The sequence below is a fragment of the Loktanella sp. 3ANDIMAR09 genome (genome assembly GCF_001420005.1).
Classification (GTDB): domain Bacteria; phylum Pseudomonadota; class Alphaproteobacteria; order Rhodobacterales; family Rhodobacteraceae; genus Loktanella.
This window is the reverse complement of the sequence record NZ_LJAK01000014.1, coordinates 43359-62654: the sequence shown is the minus strand read 5'-3', so window position 1 is coordinate 62654 and position 19296 is coordinate 43359. Positions and strand designations below refer to the sequence as shown.

The window sequence follows — 19296 nt, the reverse complement described above, 5'->3', positions numbered from 1 at the left end:
TTCGGCCTGTGCGCCTGTCCCGCCGACAGACGCACCCGCCACAGTGCTAATCGCCAGCGGCGGGATTGAAACCGATACCGCCGGGCGCTGTTTTGCGCGTACCGCACCGCGCACCCGCGTGGACGTCGTGGACCGCGTGGAACAGGTTGCACCCGCCCGCCGGGATGCCGCAGGCACCATCATCGATCCGCCTGTTTTTCGCACCGTATCGGAACCCACCGCGCGCACCATTGGCGAAGGCACTAGGTTCGAGGCCGTCTGCCCGCCCGTCCTGACGAACGAGGCCTTTGTCCAGAGTTTACAACGCGCCCTGCTGATCCGCCGCGCCTATGACGGGCCGATCAGCGGCATCTATGATCCAGCGACCCGTGCCGCCGTCCAGCAGGTCCAACGAAACCGCGACCTCGACAGTCCGGTCCTATCTGTGGCCACCGCCCGCGATCTGGGGATATTCGCCCAAGCACGTCCCTGAAACGCAAAACGCCCCACAGAACTGCGGGGCGTTTCGGTTTGGCTTGGCGCAGGCTCAGTCGTCCAGCGACAGTGCGACGAACCGCGGATCACCACCGCGCCGCACGAGCAGCAGCAACGATGTGCGACCAGCCTCGGTCGCTGCATCAATCTGCGTTTGCAGGTCGTCGACGCTGGCGATGTCCTCTTGCCCGGCCTCGGTGATCACGTCACCGGCGATCAGCCCTTTGCTCGCGGCATCCGAATCCGGCGCGATGGCCGTGATGACCAGACCTGCCTCGACGTCCAGACCGTATTCTTCGGTCAGCGCGTCATCGACGGGTGCCAGTGTCAGACCCATCAGTTCGACTTCGGCATCCTCTTCGGCCTCTGCATCGGGCGTCATGTCAGGAAATGCGATCGATTCCTCGGTCTCTCGACGACCAAGGGTAACCGTGCGTTCGATCTCTTCGCCATTGCGCAGGACCAGCATCACGGCCTCCTTGCCGACTGGCGAATTGCCGACCATCCGCACCAGCTCACGCGTGTCAGGCACGTCGTTGCCGTCAAAGGTCAGGATTACATCACCGGATTCCAGCCCCGCATCAGCCGCAGGCCCCGGTGGCACGTCTGTCACCATCGCCCCGCGTGCCCGGTCCAGACCGTCGATGGCTGCCACCATATCGGGCGTCACGTCCTGAATTCGCACGCCCAGCCAACCGCGCCGCGTCTCGCCGAATTCGCGCAGCTGGTCGACCACATCGGTCACCACGGCCGCCGACATCGCAAAACCGATACCGATGGACCCGCCGTTGGGCGACAGGATCGCCGTATTCACGCCGATTACCTCGCCAGCCATGTTGAACAATGGCCCGCCAGAGTTGCCCCGGTTGATGGCCGCGTCGGTCTGGATGTAATCGTCATATGTGCCCTGCAACGACCGGTTGCGGGCGGACACGATGCCGGCGCTGACCGAAAATCCCTGCCCCAGCGGGTTGCCCATCGCCATGACCCAGTCACCGACGCGGGCACCCACGGCGTTGCTGTCACCGAATTCGACATAAGGCAGCGGGCTGTCGAATTCGACCTTCAGCACGGCGATATCGGTGTTGGGATCGGTCCCGACCAGTTCCGCGGGCAGAAACTCGGTCGGTTGACCGTCGCCCGGGAAAAACTCGATCTCGATCTCGTCGGCATCCTCGATCACATGGTTGTTGGTGACGATATAACCATCGGCACTGATCACGAAACCGGACCCCAATGCGGACGACCGGCGCGGTGCGCCCGGACCGTCTTGCATGTCGTTAAAGAAATCCTCGAAAGGCGATCCTTCCGGGACCAGCCCACGGGGGCCGGTGCGTTCGGCCACCATTGTCGAGGTGGTGATGTTCACCACCGACGGGCTGACCTGTTCGGCCAGGTCGGCAAAGGTCGCTGGCCGATCCATCGGCGTCATCAACTGCGCCTCGACCGCCTCGGTTGTCTGGGCAAATCCGGGCATCGACTGCGCGGCAAACAGCGCCGCAATCAGGGCAAGGCCGCTGATCATCCCCGTGCGGGGTGTCATGGCGGTCATGGGGCGGGTCCGTGCAATGGCCTGTGAAGTCAAGTCGTGCTCCCTCGTCGTGAGCGCCGCGCGCGACGCTGTGATCAACTCTGTGCCCATGAACATAGACCGCAGCGACACGGACGCAATGCACGTGATGTTTTGTCACGCGGGCGTGAAACGCAATAATTGAAAACCGACCCATTAAAATGAAAAGGGCCGGTCACATGACCGGCCCCCTGACGACGTTGACTGATGACGCTTACTGACCGGCAATTGCCGCGGCCGCGTCGTTTGCGGCACGACCCTGATCGGATTGCAGATAGTTGAAAAACTCTGAATCCGGGCTCAGCACCATCGACGACCGACCGGACGCGGCAAAGCGTTCGTAGGCTGTCATCGACCGGTAGAATTCAAAGAACTCCGGATCAGCGCCAAAGGCCTCTGCAAAGATCGCGTTGCGTTCGGCGTCGGCCTCACCGCGGGTGATCTCGGCCTGACGGTTGGCGTCGGACGTCAATTCCACCACGGTCCGGTCGGCACCGGCGCGGATCCGCTGTGCGGCCTCGTTACCACGGGCGATTTCGTCGGCAGCTTCGCGTTCACGCTCTGCCTTCATCCGCTCGTAGGTGGCGTTAAGGTTGGCGGGCGGCAGGTCGGTCCGCTTGAGCCGCACGTCGATCACCTCGAGCCCGAGGCTGCGCGCCTCTGCAATCGCGTTGTTGCGGATCCGCAGCATCAGCGCCGCACGGTCCGTAGACAGGATGTCGTTGGACGACACCGTACCCAGCACGTTCCGCGTGGTATCCCGCAAGATACCGTCCAGACGGCGCGACGCGACCTCCAGACCGCCGGCACCGACGGCCTGACGGAACCGTTCCACATCCGAGATCCGGTAACGCGCAAAGGCATCGACGACGAGACGACGATCATCAGACGGCGTGACCTCCAGCGGGTCCAGATCGCGGCTCAGGATACGGTCGTCGTAGTTCACAACCTCTTGGATAAAGGGCAGTTTGAACCCCAGACCCGGTTCTTCCTGAACCTTCACGATCTGACCGAATTGCAGAACCAACGCCTTTTGGCGTTCGTCCACGATGAACACAGAGCTCAGCGCGACGATCAGGATGACCACCAGCGCGGGCAGTAGGAATACAGACTTGCGCATCAGTTCGTCCCTCCGGTGGTGGTGCGCGGGGCGCGGTTGCCCAGCTCGTTCAGTGGCAGATACGGCACGACGCCGTTGCCGCCACCGCCTTGTTCGTCCAGCAGGATGATATCCATTCCACCCAATACATTTTCCATCGTTTCCAGATAGATACGCTTGCGCGTCACCTCGGGTGCCTTGCTGAATTCGTCCAGAACAGCGGTAAAGCGGGACGCCTCACCGGATGCCTCGTTCACCACACGGGCGCGGTATGCCTCGGCCTGTTCCAGTGTCTGCGCCGCCTCACCGCGCGCCTCTGCAACCACGCGGTTGGCATAGGCGTCGGCCACGTTCGTCAGCCTGTCGCGTTCCTGTTCGGCGTCCTGCACCGCACGGAAAGACGCAATCACCGGCTCTGGCGGATCGGCCTTGTCAAAGTTGACCCGGACGATGTTCACACCGGAATTATAGCTGTCCAGCGTGCTTTGGATTTCGCTACGCAGACGGTCTGCAATCGCGCCACGGTCCCGGTTCAGGATCGGTGCCAGATTGCTCTGTGCGATGATCTCGCGCATCACGGATTCCGCCACGGCCTCGATTGTCTGCGGCGGATCGGCCAGGTTGAACAGGTATTCCTGCGGGTCGATGATGTTCCAGACCACCTGGAAATCGATATCGACGATGTTCTCGTCGCCGGTCAGCATCAGGCCGGCATCCATGCCGGACTGGCTGGTGCCGATGTCGATGCTCCGCTCAGAGGTGACCTGCAACACTTCACGCGTCACGATCGGCCAGGGTGCAAAGTTCAGACCCGGGCCGTTGGTCGACATATAGTCACCCAGCATCAGCTCGACCGCCTGTTCTTCGGGGCGTACGGTGTAGAAAGATGCCATGCCCCACAGGATCACCGCACCAAGGACGCCCAGACCGATGGTGCCGCGTGTCAGCGCCGGCCCACCGCCGCCACCGGACCCACCAGACCCCGTGCCGCCACCTTTGCCGCCCATCAGGACGCGCAGCTGTTCACGGCCCTTGTTGACCAGTTGATCGATTTCGGGGATTTGCGGCCCCTCACCCGGCCTGCGTGGCGGGCGGGGTGGCTGGTTGCCACCGCCGTTTGCCCCGTTGCCACGGTTTCCGTTATCGCCGCCACCCCCCCAGGGGCCTCCGGTATTGCCTGCCATCGTGTGTAGGTCTTCCTCTGATTGATGCCCGCATCGGGCCCTTGTGACTAAGGTGGGCGTTCAGCCCGACCGGTTCAAGTTGTCCGCACCGGTTCGCGCATGGTCACCAGTTCCTCGGAAATGGTCGGATGCACGGCGCAAGTGCGGTCAAAGTCCTCTTTTGTGGCTCCCATCTTGACCGCGATGCCGACCATCTGGATCAATTCGCCCGCATCCGGTGCGACGATGTGACAGCCCAGAACCTTGCGCGTTTCAGCGCAGACGATCAGTTTCATCAGCACGCGGGACGTCCCGTCGATGAACGCCTGGTTCATCGGGCGGAAACTGGTCGAATAGACCTCGATCGGACCGTTGCGGGCGGCGTCATCCTCGGTCAGGCCCACGGTGCCCAGTTCGGGCTGGGTAAACACGGCAGAGGCGATCAGGTCGTGATCGACTGGTGTGGGCGTGCCCTTGAACACCGTATCCACAAACGCCATGCCCTCGCGGATCGCCACGGGTGTCAGCGCCACGCGGTCGGTCACATCACCGATGGCATAGATCGAGGGGATATTGGTCTGGCTGTATTCATCGACGGCAATCGCCCCGTTGCGTTCCAGCTTGACCCCGACATCATCCAGCCCCAGCCCATCTGTCGAAGGTGCGCGTCCCGTCGCAAAGATCACATGGTCGAACACCTGTTCCACCCCTGTCGTCGCCTTGGTCCAGATCGGGCCTGCGGCGCGCGGGTCGGTGATGCTCTTGTCGTTGGAGGCCAGCGAACGACGCTCTCCTGCGGGTTCGCCCATTGTGGCATCCGACCCGGTCGGACGCGGCCCTTTGGGGGCCTGATCGGCCGGGCACATTTCCTGCACGCTGGTGCCCATGTGAATGTCGATGCCGCATTGCTTCATGGATTCCGACAAAAGACCCCGCGCCTCGTCGTCGAACCCTTTCAGGATTTGCGCACCACGCGCGTAGATCGTGACCTCGACCCCGAAATTGCGCAGGATGCAGGCAAATTCGCAGGCGATATATCCGCCACCCACGATCAGAACGGATTTGGGCAGTTTTTCCAACAGGAACACATCGTTACTGACCAACCCCAGCTCCGCGTTTTCCAGCGGCGGGCGGACCGGATGGCCGCCAACCGCAATCAGGATGTGTTTGGCCGACACGGTTTGGTTGTTAGCAAGTTTTACCGTATGCGGGCCGTCCACCGTCGCGCGACTGTCATAGATCTTGACGCCCGAGCCATCCAGTAGCTTGCGATAGACCCCTTCGAGCCGGTCCAGTTCAGCCGTCAGCTTGGGGTGGAAACGGCCCCAGTCGAAATCGCCGATGGTCGCGTCCCAGCCGAATTTCTGCGCATCCGCCACCTGCGCCGCCCCTTTGGACGCAAAGACCATCAGCTTTTTCGGAACACAGCCACGGATCACGCATGTGCCGCCCAGACGCGATTCCTCGGCCAGGGCCACACGCGCGCCGGTCTGCGCCGCCATCCGCGCCGCCCGCACCCCGCCTGACCCGCCACCAATGACAAACAGGTCAAAATCGTAATCAGCCATGGTCGCGCACCCTCTCTTCAATTCGTCCGCAACCTAGGGCGAAGCCCGCCTGAGGACAACGCCACATCGGGCCATCCGCCCCAAGTGCCGCGACAGACCGGGTGCCTCAGTCGCCCAGATCGGCGAACAGGTTGTCGTCATCCAGAAAATCATAGCGGGTTTCGTCGTGTTCACCCTTGTTGATGTCCTGCACCTCGACCCGGCCATCGCCATAGCCCGTCACGACGATATCGCAGATGTCGATGAACAGGCCATTTTCGACGACCCCCGGGATCTGGTTCAGCACAAGGCTGAGCTGGCGCGCGTTGCCGATCCGGTTCAGATGCAGGTCCAGGATATGGTTCCCCTCGTCGGTGACATAGGGCGCATCCGCGTTCATCCGCAGGCTGGCGGTGGTGCCCAGCACATCCATGCCCACCAGCACCTCTTCGATCAGCGCCTTGCTTGTCTGCCAGCCAAAGGGGATCACCTCGACCGGCAAAGGAAAGTTCCCCAGCGATTCAACCCGCTTGGACCCGTCGGTGATGACGATCATCTGGTCGGATGCCGTGGCCACGATCTTTTCCTGCAACAGCGCACCGCCGCCGCCCTTGATCAGGTTCAGGTCGTGGTCGTATTCGTCCGCCCCGTCGATGGTCAGATCCAGCCATTTCGCCTCGTCCAGCGAAATCACCTCGATCCCGACCTGACGGGCCAGTTCCGCCGTCCGGCTGGAGGTCGGCACACCTTTGATCTTCAGCCCGTTGTCACGCACCATCTCGCCCAGACAGCGCACCAGCCATGCGGCGGTCGATCCGGTGCCCAGCCCCAGCTTCATGCCGTCCTGCACGTAATCGCAGGCGCGTTTCGCGGCGACGAATTTCGCTTTGTCGATGGGGGACATATTGGCGGACATGGGGCAGCTCCTGTGACGACTCGCCGACTTATAGGCCGGGCGGACGGCCTTTGGACAGCCAGATCACACGGCGACGCGGCGAATTGACCCGCAAACAGGCTGGACGCACGCAACAAGGCAGCGCAGACATGCGACATGACACACCAACCTCTGCGACTGCACTATGCGCCTGACAATGCCTCCTTGTGCATCCGGTTGGCCTGCGAACTGCTGGACATCCCCTATCAGACCGTTCTGGTGGACCGCGCCAGCCGTGCGCAGGACAGTGCCGCCTATCGCGCGCTGAACCCTGCTGGCCTGATCCCGGTGCTGGAAACCGACGACGGTCCGGTGTTCGAAACAGCCGCCATCCTGATCTGGCTCGCAAACCGGTATCCCGGTCAGCTGATGCCTGCCCCCGCCACAACCGGCGAGGCGTCCGCCCTGTCATGGCTGCTGTGGCTGGCCAACACATTTCATCCAACCCTGCGGATGACATTTTATCCCGCGCAATACATGCCCGATGCGCCAGACGATTTCAGGGCTGCCATGCAGAGGCGGCTGTCCAGTCACCTGCGCCTGCTGGACAGCCATGCCACGGCGCTGCATCCGGTCCATCACTGCTACCTCGCACCCATGTTGCGCTGGACGGCTCTATATGGCGACAACGCAGGCTGGTTCACACTGACCGACTACCCGCGCCTGCACAGCCTCGCGCGGCAATGCGAGGTCAGCGCCCCTGCGCGCCGCGCGGCCCAGGCCGAAGGTCTGGGGGACACACCGTTTTCCGCACCGCGTCTGGCCACCCCGCCCGAAGGGTCCGCCACCTGATATTGCGCAGGTCTGTTCCCGCGCCTAAGCTGCGACATGCCAAATGACCGCCCCTTTACCGGCATCCTGTTGATGCTCGGATTCTGCGTCCTCGCCCCATTGGGCGATGGCATGGCAAAACTCTTGGGCGGTGCCGTCGTGCTGGGCACGCTGGTGCTGGCCCGGTTCGCGATTCAGGCCGCGGTGCTTGTGCCGTTGGTTCTGGCACGCGGGCATGATCTGCGTCCGCCACACGGCACAGGTCATCTGGTCTGGCTGCGCAGCGCCCTGCACATCGCCGGCATGACGATGATGTTCGCATCACTGCGCTATCTGCCGTTGGCTGATGCGCTGGCCATCGCCTTTGTCATGCCGTTCATCCTGCTGTTGCTGGGGCGCGTGTTCATGGACGAACAGGTCGGCCCGCAGCGCATGATCGCCTGCGCCGTCGGTTTTGCCGGAACGCTGCTGGTGATTCAGCCGAATTTCGTCGATGTGGGCCTGCCTGCGCTCTTGCCGCTGGGGGTGGCCGTCACATTCGCGCTGTTCATGCTGGTCACGCGGTCGCTGTCAGGGCGCATCGATCCGGTAAGACTTCAGGCGATCGGCGGATTGCAGGCCACGATACTGGTGTCGGTCGGTCTGCTTGTGCTGCCCGGCCCGCAGGCCAGTTTCGCGCTGCCCGGCACCGGCGCGCTGTGGCTCGTGGTATTGATGGGCCTCGTGGGCACCGCCGCACATCTGCTGATGACCTGGAGCCTGCGCTGCGCCCCCGCATCCACCCTTGCCCCGATGCAATACCTCGAAATTCCATTTGGAACGGTCATCGGCTGGGCCATGTTCGGCGACCTGCCAAACGGCCTTGCGGCCTGCGGCATCGTCGTAACGGTCGCCTCCGGCCTCTATATCATCGTCCGAGAGCGTAATCTTGCGCGCCGGACAATTCCGACCGCTCCAGCGTGATCAGGACAGGCCCGGCCACATCCAGTGTCACATGCTCTGCCTGCGCCCGGTTCGAACTGCTGACCACCGCGTCAGGTGCGAGGCCAAGCGCGTCCATGTCCCAGACCAGGCCGGTCGAACTGACGGTGGCAGCCCCGAGGGGCATGACCGCGACACGTGTCTGGGGTGTCACCGCAATGCGACTGCGCCCTTGCCGCGCCAGCACGCAGACCTCGCTGTCGGACACCAGAACGACGTGATGCGCCTGCAGCCGCGCCAGTGTTGCGAGGGTTGCCAGCGTGTGATCCAGCCGCGCGCCCAGAAATCCCGCCGCCAGAACCACGGGTGCCGTGATCCGCGTGAGGCATTTTTCGAAATCGGTCGTATCCTGTTCCGACACCGCATGGATGACGTCCCTGTGCGTCGCACGCGCCTGCGCCGACAGGCTGTCCATGTCACCGATCACCGCCAGGGGTGGGATCCCCGTCACAACAAGGCGATCAGCGCCTCCATCGGCCGCAACGACACTTGGCGCAACCCTTAGGCACATGTTAAGGGTTTCGTCGGCAATGTCCGCCCCACCTATCAAGGTGATCGGTTCGGAACTGGCAACAATCGGTTTTTGCAGTGGGGATTGTTTCATATTTCGCGACATTCCTCAAAAGCGCCCCAAAATCAACCAGACAGCACCGCCAGCCTGTTCCGGTTTGCGAACCAATTCGTGGTAAACGAGGGTAATTGATTTTGAAAGAAAGCGAGGGACACCATGGTTGAATCAAGCAAGATTCTCACCGTCTCCTACGGCACCTTCTCATGCACCCTGGAAGGATTCGACGATTCCTTTTCCACGATGAAGGCAATCGCCGAATATTTCCGGGACCTTGCTGCGGGTGACCGTTATTTCGGGGCAGAACCGCCGACGCCGGATACGGAAATGCTGACCCGGATCGCCGAACGCGAGATTTCCCGCAGGGTCGAGGCCCGCACATCCGAGGCTGGCATCGTCTTGCGCGCATCGGACCCGGCACCACAGGCCCTCGCCGCAACCGACACGCGGCCCGCCATGCCACCGGCCCAGCAGCCCCCCGCAGAGGCACCTGTCGCACAGGCCCAGCCCAAGGCGGAACGTCACCCCGATTCCGAAAGCGTCGCTGACAAGCTCAAGCGGATTCGCTCGGTCGTGGGCAGCCGTGCCGACACCGCCTATGTCGAGGACCTCGAAGAACGCGAAACCGCCAGTGCGCCCGCGCCCGAACCCGCGCCGTCCGCAACCGATGACGCATCGCGTGCAAATGACGATGCGCCCGCTGCAGCCAAGCCGGACGCAGCCAGCGTCGTGCCCGATGACGCCGTAAAATCGGAGCAGACGGACACCGCAGCAGAGCCTGTCACCATCCCCGAAGCCTATGCCGCGGCGGATGACGACATCGACGACGAAACGGATGCGCAGATCAAAGAGGTGCTGCGCAACCTCGAACGCGCAGGCTTGCGTTCGCCAGAAACACCTGCCGTCGAGGATCAGGCAGCCGATGTGGAAACCGCGACCGCGCGGGTTGCCGCACAAATCGCACAGGACGCGCCGCAACAGGAAACGGCCACGCCCGCACCCAAGGCCGCACAACCGGCAGAGGCCAAGGCACCCGCATTGGCCCTCAAGGCAGAAGCGGCAGCGGCAGCGCAGTCAGCCACGCCCGAACCCAAGGTCGACACGAAACCGGTTGCGCCTGCGGCACCTGCAGCCAATCACGCCGAACAAGAGGCAGACGAGGCTGCGGCGATGATTCAGTCGCTGATCGCGCAAACCCGCGAGGCCAGCACCACAGAGCAGCCCCAGACCGCTCAGACCGCGCCTGATGCGGCCCCGGCCAAGTCGGACGATGCCTCTCAACCCGAGGCAGCCACCGAGGCCGCCGAGGCACCCACGGCCCCGCGCCGTGGCCGGATCCTGCGTGTCACCCGCCGTCCCCGCCCCGAGGCCGCAAGCGCCGCAGAGGCATCGCAGGCTGACGCCGCAGAACCCACCAAGACCGGCCCGGTGTCGACACCGGTGCAGGACGCGCGCGCGCGCCTTGCCGAAATGCGCCGCGACATGAATCCCGAACCGCGCGAAATCGCAGCGGATCAGGGTGCGGCGCGCGTCGATACACCCGTGGAATCATCACTTTCGCCAGAGGATGAGGCCGATCTGCAGCGTGATCTTGCGGCCGCAGAAGCAGCCGCCGAGGCTGAATTGAACCGCGTGACCCTCGATGACGACGGCGACAGCTTTGACGCCGACGACACCGCAGAAGCGGCAGAAACCGAGGCGGCCATGGATGATGACACGCCAGACGCCAGCCAGCCCGAGGTGACAGCGCAGGCAGCACCGCAGGCGACGCGCGACGCGCTGCCCTCCACGTCAGAGGCCGAGATGTCCCGCATCAACGCACAGGCCGAAGAAGAACTGGCAAACCCCGAAAACAGCCGCCGCCGCGACGCCATCGCACATCTCAAGGCCGCCGTGGCCGCGACCGAGGCCGCGCGCCAGCTGGGTGAGCCGCGCAAGACGCAGAACACCGAGGAAACCGATTTCCGCGAAGACCTGCAAAAGGCCGTCAAACCGCGCCGTCCGGTGGCCGATGCCCCGGTACGGACCGAACGTCCGCGGACCGCACCCCTGAAACTGGTTGCCAGCCAGCGCGTCGACACCCCCGCCGATGCCGCCGAAAAACCGGTGCAACCGCGCCGCGTGGCCGCACCTGCGGCGAAATCGTCGGATACCGGTGACTTTGCCGAATACGCCCAAAGCGTGGGTGCCAATTCGTTGCAGGACCTGCTCGAGGCTGCCGCGGCCTATGTCGCGATCGTCGAAGGTGCCGAAGACTTCTCGCGCCCGCAGATCATGCAAAAGGTGCAGGCAACCGCCAAAGAGGAATTCACTCGCGAAGACGGGCTGCGTTCGTTTGGCACGCTGCTGCGTCAGGGTCGCATCGAAAAGGCCCGCGCCGGTCGGTTCCAGATTTCGGACCGCACCCGGTTCCGGCCAGAACAGCAGGCCGCCAACGGCTGAAACCGGCCACACTGAAACGACAAAAGGCGAAGGGGCAACCCTTCGCCTTTTTCATTCCGATACCAACGCGCGGCACTTGCGCCCAAGAGAGCGACACCCGCAAACCGGACCGAGGCGATCACTCGTCCGGGTCAGCTTGTCCGATCCCGCGGAAAATCGCGCGGAACGGGAATGCCCACAGCACCCCCAGCCCCACGTAAATCGCCAGTTCCGTCAGGATCGACGGACGGTCGAGCGATGACACCACGCTGACGGCCACGATGATATAGGCGGGCAACCCCAGCACCAGGATCAGCAGCGCCAGACGCTTGCGCGTCTTGTAGCTGAGAGAGGCGAACCAATCGTTCATCGGGCCGCAAACGGGTCAGTGACAAGGATCGTGTCCTCACGCTCGGGCGAGGTGGACACAAGTGCGACCGGGCAATCGATCAGTTCCTCGATCCGGCGGACATATTTGATCGCCTGCGCGGGCAGATCGTTCCATGACCGCGCCCCTTCGGTCGATTCCGACCAGCCGGGCATTTCCTCATAGACCGGAACGCAGCGCGCCTGCTGGTCTGCTGCCGTGGGCAGATAATCCAGCGTCTTGCCGTCCAATGTGTAGCCTGTGCAAATCTTCAATGTCTCGAACCCGTCCAGCACGTCCAGTTTCGTCAGGGAAATCCCCGACACGCCAGACGTAGCACAGGTCTGCCGGACAAGCGCTGCGTCAAACCAGCCGCACCGCCGTTTGCGGCCCGTGGTCGTACCGAATTCATGGCCGCGCTCGCCCAGACGCTGACCGTCTTCATCGTGCAACTCGGTCGGGAACGGTCCCTCACCCACGCGGGTCGTATAGGCCTTGACGATCCCCAGCACGAAATCGATCGCGCCCGGCCCCACACCGGTGCCCGTCGCCGCCTGCCCTGCGATCACGTTGGACGAGGTGACATAAGGGTAGGTGCCGAAATCAATATCCAGCAGCGCGCCCTGCGCCCCCTCGAACAGAATGCGCTTGCCCTCTTTGCGCTTGTCGTTCAGCACCTTCCAGACGGGGGCTGCGTATTCCAGAATCCCCGGCGCAATCTCGCGCAGTTGCGCCAGCAGCGCGTCACGGTCGATGGGGTCCAGACCCAGACCACGGCGCAGCGCATCGTGATGGACCAGCGCGCGGTCCACGCGCAGTTCCAGTGTTGCATCATCGGCCAGGTCTGCCACGCGGATCACGCGACGCCCGACCTTGTCCTCATAGGCCGGGCCGATGCCACGTCCTGTCGTGCCAATCTTCGCGACGTTGGCCTGACCTTCACGCGCACGGTCCAATTCGCCGTGGAACGGCAGGATCAACGGCGTATTTTCCGCGATCATCAGCGTTTCGGGGGTGATTTCAACGCCTTGACCGCGCAGACCCTCGATCTCTTTCAGAAGGTGCCAGGGGTCCAGCACCACGCCGTTGCCGATCACGGACAGCTTGCCGCCGCGCACCACGCCGCTCGGCAGCGCGTGCAGTTTGTAGACCGCACCGTCGATGACCAGCGTATGGCCCGCGTTATGACCGCCCTGAAAGCGTGCGATGACATCGGCACGCTCGCTCAGCCAGTCGACGATCTTGCCTTTGCCTTCGTCACCCCACTGGGCACCTACAACGACCACATTTGCCATGACTTACGTCCTTAAACCCGGAAATTCCGCCGTCCGCTATATCCATGACGGCACCGGTCTGAAACCGAAAAACGTCGCCTGCCTTGCCAGAGTGCGAAACCAGCCGCATTGCGGCACGGCCAACTCCGCCAGTCAGGTCCCGCGATTGCCCTGTCCGTGGCAAACCTGCCATGACGCGCCCTGCCTGCGACGGCAGGTTTGGCACCCGCCCGGGTCAATGCCCCTTGCGGCAAGGGTCACAACGTCCTAGTTACCCCCGAACCAAATCAACCCGCAGGCCCGTCCACCATGGAAAACGTCGTTCTCGTCATCCACCTGATCCTTGCGCTGACGCTGATCGGCACTGTTCTGTTGCAACGGTCCGAAGGCGGGGGTCTGGGAATCGGCGGTGGCGGTGGTGGTGCAACCGGCAGCCGCCCGCCCGCGACCGCCATGGGCAAGGTGACATGGGGTCTGGCGCTGGCCTTTATCGCGACATCCATCGCGCTGACGATCATCGCTGCTGAAAACGCCGCCGGGTCCTCTGTTGTGGACCGTCTGATCGACGCACCGAACCCTGCGCCTGCCACGCCGACATTGCCTGCCGATGGCGACAGCCTGCTGCCGCCGACGCTGGGTGACGACGCGCTGGTGCCTTCGGGCAACTAAACGACTGACATCACAGCATCTTGGCGCGCCACGCGGCGCGTCACCATCATATTGCGTCACGGGTTGCAGGCATTGGCCGTTTCGGGCTATCCTTTAATCCCGTGGCAGGGCGTATTTTGCACGCCGTCCGACCTGAAACGCGACACACGGGGGCCCTCACTTGGCACGCTATATTTTCATCACCGGCGGTGTGGTCTCATCCTTGGGCAAGGGGCTGGCCTCTGCCGCACTGGGCGCGTTGCTGCAGGCGCGGGGCTACACGGTGCGCCTGCGCAAGCTGGACCCCTACCTGAACGTCGACCCCGGCACGATGTCGCCCTTTGAACACGGCGAGGTGTTCGTCACCGACGACGGCGCGGAAACCGATCTGGACCTGGGCCACTACGAACGATTCACGGGCGTGCCTGCGCGCATGACCGATTCCGTATCCTCGGGCCGGGTCTATTCCACCGTGTTGGAAAAGGAACGGCGCGGTGATTATCTGGGCAAGACGATTCAGGTCGTCCCCCACGTCACGAACGAGATCAAGGATTTCCTGAAAATCGGCGACGACGAGGTCGATTTCATGCTGTGCGAGATCGGCGGCACCGTCGGCGACATCGAAGGCCTGCCGTTTTTCGAGGCGATCCGCCAGTTTTCCCACGACAAACCACGCGGCGAATGCATTTTCATGCACCTGACCCTGCTGCCCTATCTGGCCGCAAGTGGTGAGCTGAAAACGAAACCCACTCAGCACAGCGTCAAGGAATTGCAATCCATCGGCATCGCCCCCGATGTGCTGGTCTGCCGGTCGGAACACCCGATCCCCGAACGCGAGCGCGAGAAAATCGCGCTGTTCTGCAACGTCCGCAAGGAATGCGTGGTTGCCGCCTACGATCTGAATTCGATCTACGAGGCACCCCTGTCCTATCACGCGCAGGGTCTGGATCAGGCGGTGCTGGACGCCTTTGGCATCAGCCCTGCCCCGCAGCCGAAACTGGATGTCTGGCACGATGTGCAGGACCGCATCCACAACCCCGAAGGCGAGGTCACAATCGCCATCGTCGGCAAATACGTCCAGCTCGAAGACGCCTACAAATCCATCAAGGAGGCGCTGACCCACGGCGGCATGGCCAACCGGGTCAAGGTCAACGTCGAATGGGTCGATGCCGAACTCTTTGACCGAGAGGACGCAGCCCCGCATCTGGAACAGTTCAACGCTATTCTCGTGCCCGGCGGGTTCGGTGAACGCGGCACAGAAGGCAAGATCAAGGCCGCCCAGTTCGCCCGCGAAAAGGGCGTGCCCTACCTCGGGATCTGTCTGGGCATGCAGATGGCCGTAATCGAGGCCGCGCGCAATGTTGCCGGCCTGACCACCGCCGGATCAGAGGAATTCGACCACGAATCCGGCAGCCGCCGGTTCGAGCCGGTGGTCTACCACCTCAAGGAATGGGTGCAGGGCAACCACACCGTCGCCCGCAAGGCCGACGACGACAAGGGCGGCACCATGCGTCTGGGTGCCTATGACGCCACCCTGTCCGAAGGCAGCCATGTCGCCCAGATCTACGGCACCACCGCGATCGAGGAACGCCACCGCCATCGCTATGAGGTGGATATCAAGTATCGCGCTCAGCTCGAGGAAAAGGGGCTTTGCTTTTCGGGCATGTCGCCGGACGGCAAACTGCCCGAGATCGTGGAATGGACCGATCACCCCTGGTTCATCGGGGTGCAATTCCATCCCGAACTGAAATCGAAACCCTTTGCACCGCATCCGCTGTTCAAGGATTTCGTGCGCGCCGCCGTCGAAAACTCTCGTCTGGTCTGAACAGGCCGCGCCATGGCCCCGCAGCAATCGCGGGGCCATGATGTGATTTACTGGGCCAGCCAGACATACCCTGCATAGGCAATCAGCAGGCAGCAGCCGACGCCCCGCCCGATCACGGGCCGCGTCAGCAACAGCATCGCCAGCACCACCGACGCGACAAGCATCATCGGCAGGTCAAAGCTTGCGAATCGCGTGGCCACCGGGATCGGTGTGATGATCGCCGTCACCCCCAGGATACCCAGCACGTTGAAAACGTTGGATCCTATGATGTTGCCGATCGCAATTTCGGACTGACGGCGCAGCGCCGCCGTGACCGAGGTCGCAAGTTCCGGCAGCGATGTGCCCACCGCCACGATCGTCAGGCCGATGAACGCCTCTGACACGCCAAATCCCCGTGCGATTGCCGTGGCCCCATCGACCAGAAACCGCGCCCCGAACATCAGCGCGACCAGACCGACCAGCACCCAGACCAGCGATACCAGCACCGCGGGCGACGGGCCTTCGTCATGATCCTCGGCAACGGCGTCTCCGGGCCGCAGGTAGGCCCAGACCAGATAGCCCACCAAGGCCAGCAGCAGCGCGACCCCAGACACGCGCCCGACGGCACCCGTCAGAAAAATCGGCAACAGAACGGCTGCCGCCAACACCATGACCGACAGGTCCCGACGCAACGTGGCACCCGACACGCGGATCGGCCAGACCAGCGCGGTCAGACCACCGATCAGCAGGATGTTGGCGATGTTTGACCCGATGACATTGCCCAGCGCGATATCGGGCACGCCGCCCAGTGCCGCCTGCACCGACACCAGCAATTCCGGGGTCGATGTCCCGAACCCCACAACCGTCAAACCGATCAACAAGGGCGATATCGCCATGCGCCGCGCGATGCCGACACTGCCGCGCACCAAAGCATCGCCGCCCAGAAACAGTCCGATCAGACCGGCGGCAATCAAGATGTAGTCCAATTGAAATTCCCCTCGGGCAGACAGCCTGCCCACAGCGCAAATGGGCATGCAAATGAACCGGCACACCCCCCGCCCTGAAATAATATTTGGGGCAAGGGCCAGTCCCGCCAATCCGGCCTATGGTGCGTCCGACAACACCCTTTTAGCCACCTGCGCCTTTTGTTCCATCAATGTGACTGACGGAATCGCAGGCTTGGCCCAGCTGTCCAGATCCCACGCATCCTGGCCCAGCGTATCGAAATCGGCCCAGCCTGAACCAAGGTCGCTGACCGATTGGTGTTTGACGTCGTAATAGCCCCGTCGGCCCACCACATAGACACCGCGCGCGCCCAGACGCGCAGACAGCAGATGACAATGAAACCGGCTGGACAGAACAAAATCGCCCAGCCTGACAGGTAACCCTTCGGCCAGTAGCGTGCTCTTGTCGTGGGAACGCACCGCGCACCGGGCGCTGATTTCATCGCAAAAGGTGCTGTCAGATGCGGCGTAGAACGACAGGTATCGCACATCGCGCGGCATCCCCGGCTGACGCAACAGATCCGTGATCCGGTCAACAAAGGCCGGCATGTCCCGATCACCCATCTGGTGGTATTGCAGGTTCAGAAAGATGGCCGGTGGGCGATCGTCCTGCGGTGCCTGACGAACCGGGTGCAGAAACGTGTCATCCACGCCCAGCATGCTGTTTCCCGCGATCCCGTGCCGCACAAGCAGGTCGTGGCTCTGCCGGTCACGACATTCCAGCAGATCAAAACGCGCAAGCAACGCTGCCATCGCGGGCGTGACCTTGGAAATCGGCAACAGGCCTAGACCGGTCCCGACAAGCGGCACGCCCAGTTCCTCGGCCAGGGTCGCAATTGTCGCCAGATACCCGAACACCGTGGGAAACAGCCCGTTGATGAAACCGCCGCCTGCGATATGGAATGTCCTGATCCGGCGCAGTGCCGCCCCCCAGCCGTGCGGTTGCGCCAGCAATGCCTGCGCCGCCCTGACCGGTCATGAGCCAGGGCGGCGGCGCGACAGCAATCAGAAACTGATGCGTCGCGTGACCACCAGACTCGCCGTCGTTGCCGTGTCGCTGCCCTGCACCACGATGGGGCTGTTTTCGGCATCGCCGGTATATTCGTCATAGCGGACCGTCGCCGTCACACCCCAATCGGGATTGAACGCATAGGCCGCCGATGCCTCGATCCCACGCGACAACAGACCGCCCTGCGCATCATAGGCCGTCAGGGTGCCACCCGCCGCCGCATTTGCCACAGCCTCTTGTGCGGTCACGCCGAAATAGCGGTTGGCATAATCGTCATCACCGAAAAACAGGCGCGGTCCGACCTTCAGCGTCAGCTGGTCGTTGGGGCGTGCGATCAGGTTACCACCCAGATCCGCCACCAGCGACGAATGGCCCACGACGCCGAAACGGACCTGGGCGAACACCTCGGCCATCTCGATGGCATAGCTCACGGACCCACCCAGTTCGATGACCTGATCCAGATCGTTGAGGCCAGCCAACTCGTCATAGTCTGCAGCGGTCCGTTCACCGATATAACGAAATGACCCGCCATAGCCGAATCCGTTCGCCGTGCCGCCCTCGCTGCCGCCCGACCGCAGCGGGCCAAAGTTCAGTTCCTGCACCGAAAAACTGCCCGTCGCACCGACCTCTGTTTCGTCGCTGCCGAAATAGGCAGGCGCGCTTTGCGGGCCGACGCCAAGTGTCACGGTGTTTTGCGCGGCGGCACCGCTGGCCAGACCGACCAGGGCGGCGGTGGCGAGAAATCGAATGGAATGGGACATGGGAATGACTTTCTTAGCGGGGATGATCGTTGCGGACACCCTAGCGTATGGCCCCGCCCTTGCAAGTGTACGCCCCCCCGCATAACCACCTGACAAAGCGGAGAAGCCGATGCTGTCCTATCAACATAGCTACCACGCCGGAAATATGGCCGATGTGCACAAACACGCGATGCTCGCGTGGATGCTGGACTACATGACCGCCAAGCCGAAACCCCTCAGTTATATGGAAACCCACGCGGGTCGCGCGCTTTATGACCTGTCCGGCCCCGAGGCGTTGAAAACCGGAGAGGCCGCGCGCGGCATCGCCCTCGCAGATCGGTGGTTTCCCGCCGATCATCCCTACATGCGCGCATTGCGGGCCACGCGCGACCGCCACGGGGCGCAGGCCTATCCCGGCAGCCCGCAGATCGCGATGGATCTGTTGCGGTTCGAGGACAGCATCGCCCTGTCCGAATTGCACCCCGCCGAGGTAGAGGCCCTGCGCGCCGCCTTGCCCGGTGTCACGGTGTCGCAGACCGACGGATACGCCAGCGCCCTGTCGCGCTGCCCCCCTGATCCGCGCCGTGGCCTGTTGTTGTGCGACCCGTCTTGGGAAATCAAATCGGACTACGAAACCGTGCCAGATTTCATGGCCAAGCTGCACCGCAAATGGGCCGTCGGCGTGCTGGTCCTGTGGTATCCCGTGCTCGAAGGCGCGCCGCACCGCCCGATGGTCCGCCAGCTGCACCGCCAGTTCCCCGATGCGATCTCGCATACGGTCGCCTTTCCGCCCGCGCGCCCCGGCCACGGGATGACCGGCTCGGGGTTGTTCGTGGTAAACCCGCCATACGGCTTTGTGGATCAGGCGAACTGGCTGTCGGACAGGTTTGCCACGCTGTGCGCGCAACCGTGACTTTTCCAT

The 19296-nt window shown here is 63.3% G+C and carries 18 protein-coding genes; 7 read left to right on the top strand and 11 right to left on the bottom strand.

Annotation, left to right across the window (positions count from 1 at the left end):
• Positions 1 to 43: 43 nt before the first annotated feature.
• Positions 44 to 472 carry a peptidoglycan-binding protein gene (locus tag AN189_RS16260; RefSeq protein WP_172794932.1) on the top strand — a complete coding sequence of 143 codons (429 nt, stop codon included), beginning with the start codon at positions 44 to 46 and terminating at the stop codon, positions 470 to 472.
• Positions 473 to 526: 54 nt separating this feature from the next.
• On the opposite strand, the gene AN189_RS16255 is transcribed toward AN189_RS16260, so the two are convergent.
• From AN189_RS16255 to rpiA, 5 genes are all read right to left on the bottom strand, one after another.
• Positions 527 to 1951 (bottom strand): Do family serine endopeptidase, encoded by a 1425-nt coding sequence (locus AN189_RS16255; protein WP_253279659.1) that lies wholly within the window; start codon positions 1949 to 1951, stop codon positions 527 to 529.
• Between the two features lie 307 nt (positions 1952 to 2258).
• Positions 2259 to 3164 carry a protease modulator HflC gene (gene hflC / locus AN189_RS16250; protein ID WP_056038338.1) on the bottom strand — a complete coding sequence of 302 codons (906 nt, stop codon included), beginning with the start codon at positions 3162 to 3164 and terminating at the stop codon, positions 2259 to 2261.
• Positions 3164 to 4327, bottom strand: coding sequence for an FtsH protease activity modulator HflK (gene hflK / locus AN189_RS16245; protein WP_056038336.1), 1164 nt, complete (start codon positions 4325 to 4327; stop codon positions 3164 to 3166). Before hflK ends, hflC begins: the two co-directional genes overlap by 1 nt.
• 74 nt (positions 4328 to 4401) lie before the next feature.
• Positions 4402 to 5874, bottom strand: coding sequence for an FAD-dependent oxidoreductase (locus AN189_RS16240; protein WP_056038333.1), 1473 nt, complete (start codon positions 5872 to 5874; stop codon positions 4402 to 4404).
• Between the two features lie 106 nt (positions 5875 to 5980).
• Positions 5981 to 6769, bottom strand: a complete 789-nt coding sequence (gene rpiA / locus AN189_RS16235) for a ribose-5-phosphate isomerase RpiA (RefSeq protein ID WP_056038329.1) — start codon at positions 6767 to 6769, stop codon at positions 5981 to 5983.
• A 135-nt stretch (positions 6770 to 6904) separates the two neighbouring features.
• Between rpiA and AN189_RS16230 the strand changes: the two genes are divergently transcribed.
• Together AN189_RS16230 and AN189_RS16225 are read left to right on the top strand one after the other, a co-directional pair.
• Complete coding sequence (locus AN189_RS16230; RefSeq protein WP_056038326.1) at positions 6905 to 7579, top strand: glutathione S-transferase family protein; 675 nt, start codon at positions 6905 to 6907, stop codon at positions 7577 to 7579.
• Positions 7580 to 7615: 36 nt separating this feature from the next.
• Positions 7616 to 8521: a DMT family transporter gene (locus tag AN189_RS16225; protein ID WP_056038323.1), complete on the top strand. Its 906-nt coding sequence runs from the start codon at positions 7616 to 7618 to the stop codon at positions 8519 to 8521.
• Here the strand turns inward: AN189_RS16225 and AN189_RS16220 are convergent.
• Positions 8466 to 9143, bottom strand: coding sequence for a thiamine diphosphokinase (locus AN189_RS16220; RefSeq protein WP_056038320.1), 678 nt, complete (start codon positions 9141 to 9143; stop codon positions 8466 to 8468). The genes AN189_RS16225 and AN189_RS16220 overlap by 56 nt on opposite strands.
• 207 nt (positions 9144 to 9350) lie before the next feature.
• Between AN189_RS16220 and AN189_RS16215 the strand changes: the two genes are divergently transcribed.
• The gene (locus tag AN189_RS16215) at positions 9351 to 11549 is read left to right on the top strand and encodes a hypothetical protein (RefSeq protein WP_172794931.1); all 2199 of its coding nucleotides are present in this window, start codon (positions 9351 to 9353) and stop codon (positions 11547 to 11549) included.
• 118 nt (positions 11550 to 11667) lie between these two features.
• Here the strand turns inward: AN189_RS16215 and AN189_RS16210 are convergent, their stop codons facing one another.
• Together AN189_RS16210 and AN189_RS16205 are read right to left on the bottom strand one after the other, a co-directional pair.
• The gene (locus tag AN189_RS16210; RefSeq protein ID WP_056038315.1) at positions 11668 to 11898 is read right to left on the bottom strand and encodes a DUF2842 domain-containing protein; all 231 of its coding nucleotides are present in this window, start codon (positions 11896 to 11898) and stop codon (positions 11668 to 11670) included.
• Entirely contained in the window at positions 11895 to 13190 is a 1296-nt protein-coding gene (locus AN189_RS16205; RefSeq protein WP_056038312.1) for an adenylosuccinate synthase, read from the bottom strand. The genes AN189_RS16210 and AN189_RS16205 overlap by 4 nt, the downstream gene beginning before the upstream one ends.
• Positions 13191 to 13478: 288 nt before the next feature.
• Here AN189_RS16205 and secG point away from each other — a divergent pair, with 288 nt between their 5' ends.
• Both secG and AN189_RS16195 read left to right on the top strand, forming a co-directional pair.
• The gene (gene secG, locus AN189_RS16200; RefSeq protein ID WP_056038310.1) at positions 13479 to 13838 is read left to right on the top strand and encodes a preprotein translocase subunit SecG; all 360 of its coding nucleotides are present in this window, start codon (positions 13479 to 13481) and stop codon (positions 13836 to 13838) included.
• Between the two features lie 160 nt (positions 13839 to 13998).
• Complete coding sequence (locus tag AN189_RS16195) at positions 13999 to 15642, top strand: CTP synthase (RefSeq protein ID WP_056038308.1); 1644 nt, start codon at positions 13999 to 14001, stop codon at positions 15640 to 15642.
• Positions 15643 to 15689: 47 nt separating this feature from the next.
• On the opposite strand, the gene AN189_RS16190 is transcribed toward AN189_RS16195, so the two are convergent.
• The 3 genes from AN189_RS16190 to AN189_RS16180 all read right to left on the bottom strand — a co-directional run bounded on the left by AN189_RS16190 (position 15690) and on the right by AN189_RS16180 (position 18395).
• On the bottom strand, positions 15690 to 16607 hold the full coding sequence (locus AN189_RS16190) for a calcium/sodium antiporter (RefSeq protein WP_056038304.1): 918 nt from the start codon (positions 16605 to 16607) through the stop codon (positions 15690 to 15692).
• A gap of 117 nt (positions 16608 to 16724) precedes the next feature.
• Complete coding sequence (locus AN189_RS16185; protein WP_056038301.1) at positions 16725 to 17579, bottom strand: polysaccharide pyruvyl transferase family protein; 855 nt, start codon at positions 17577 to 17579, stop codon at positions 16725 to 16727.
• A 51-nt stretch (positions 17580 to 17630) separates the two neighbouring features.
• On the bottom strand, positions 17631 to 18395 hold the full coding sequence (locus AN189_RS16180; RefSeq protein ID WP_056038298.1) for a MipA/OmpV family protein: 765 nt from the start codon (positions 18393 to 18395) through the stop codon (positions 17631 to 17633).
• Between the two features lie 109 nt (positions 18396 to 18504).
• Here AN189_RS16180 and rlmJ point away from each other — a divergent pair, with 109 nt between their 5' ends.
• Positions 18505 to 19287, top strand: a complete 783-nt coding sequence (gene rlmJ, locus AN189_RS16175; RefSeq protein WP_056038295.1) for a 23S rRNA (adenine(2030)-N(6))-methyltransferase RlmJ — start codon at positions 18505 to 18507, stop codon at positions 19285 to 19287.
• The last annotated feature ends 9 nt before the right edge of the window (positions 19288 to 19296 follow it).

Coding starts and splice junctions, on each gene's coding strand:
- AN189_RS16255 (WP_253279659.1), bottom strand. CDS start 1,951: ATGCCCGGATTTGCCCAGACAACCGAGGCGGTCGAGGCGCAGTTGATG.
- hflC (WP_056038338.1), bottom strand. CDS start 3,164: ATGCGCAAGTCTGTATTCCTACTGCCCGCGCTGGTGGTCATCCTGATC.
- hflK (WP_056038336.1), bottom strand. CDS start 4,327: ATGGCAGGCAATACCGGAGGCCCCTGGGGGGGTGGCGGCGATAACGGA.
- AN189_RS16240 (WP_056038333.1), bottom strand. CDS start 5,874: ATGGCTGATTACGATTTTGACCTGTTTGTCATTGGTGGCGGGTCAGGC.
- rpiA (WP_056038329.1), bottom strand. CDS start 6,769: ATGTCCGCCAATATGTCCCCCATCGACAAAGCGAAATTCGTCGCCGCG.
- AN189_RS16230 (WP_056038326.1), top strand. CDS start 6,905: ATGACACACCAACCTCTGCGACTGCACTATGCGCCTGACAATGCCTCC.
- AN189_RS16225 (WP_056038323.1), top strand. CDS start 7,616: ATGCCAAATGACCGCCCCTTTACCGGCATCCTGTTGATGCTCGGATTC.
- AN189_RS16220 (WP_056038320.1), bottom strand. CDS start 9,143: ATGAAACAATCCCCACTGCAAAAACCGATTGTTGCCAGTTCCGAACCG.
- AN189_RS16215 (WP_172794931.1), top strand. CDS start 9,351: ATGAAGGCAATCGCCGAATATTTCCGGGACCTTGCTGCGGGTGACCGT.
- AN189_RS16210 (WP_056038315.1), bottom strand. CDS start 11,898: ATGAACGATTGGTTCGCCTCTCTCAGCTACAAGACGCGCAAGCGTCTG.
- AN189_RS16205 (WP_056038312.1), bottom strand. CDS start 13,190: ATGGCAAATGTGGTCGTTGTAGGTGCCCAGTGGGGTGACGAAGGCAAA.
- secG (WP_056038310.1), top strand. CDS start 13,479: ATGGAAAACGTCGTTCTCGTCATCCACCTGATCCTTGCGCTGACGCTG.
- AN189_RS16180 (WP_056038298.1), bottom strand. CDS start 18,395: ATGTCCCATTCCATTCGATTTCTCGCCACCGCCGCCCTGGTCGGTCTG.
- rlmJ (WP_056038295.1), top strand. CDS start 18,505: ATGCTGTCCTATCAACATAGCTACCACGCCGGAAATATGGCCGATGTG.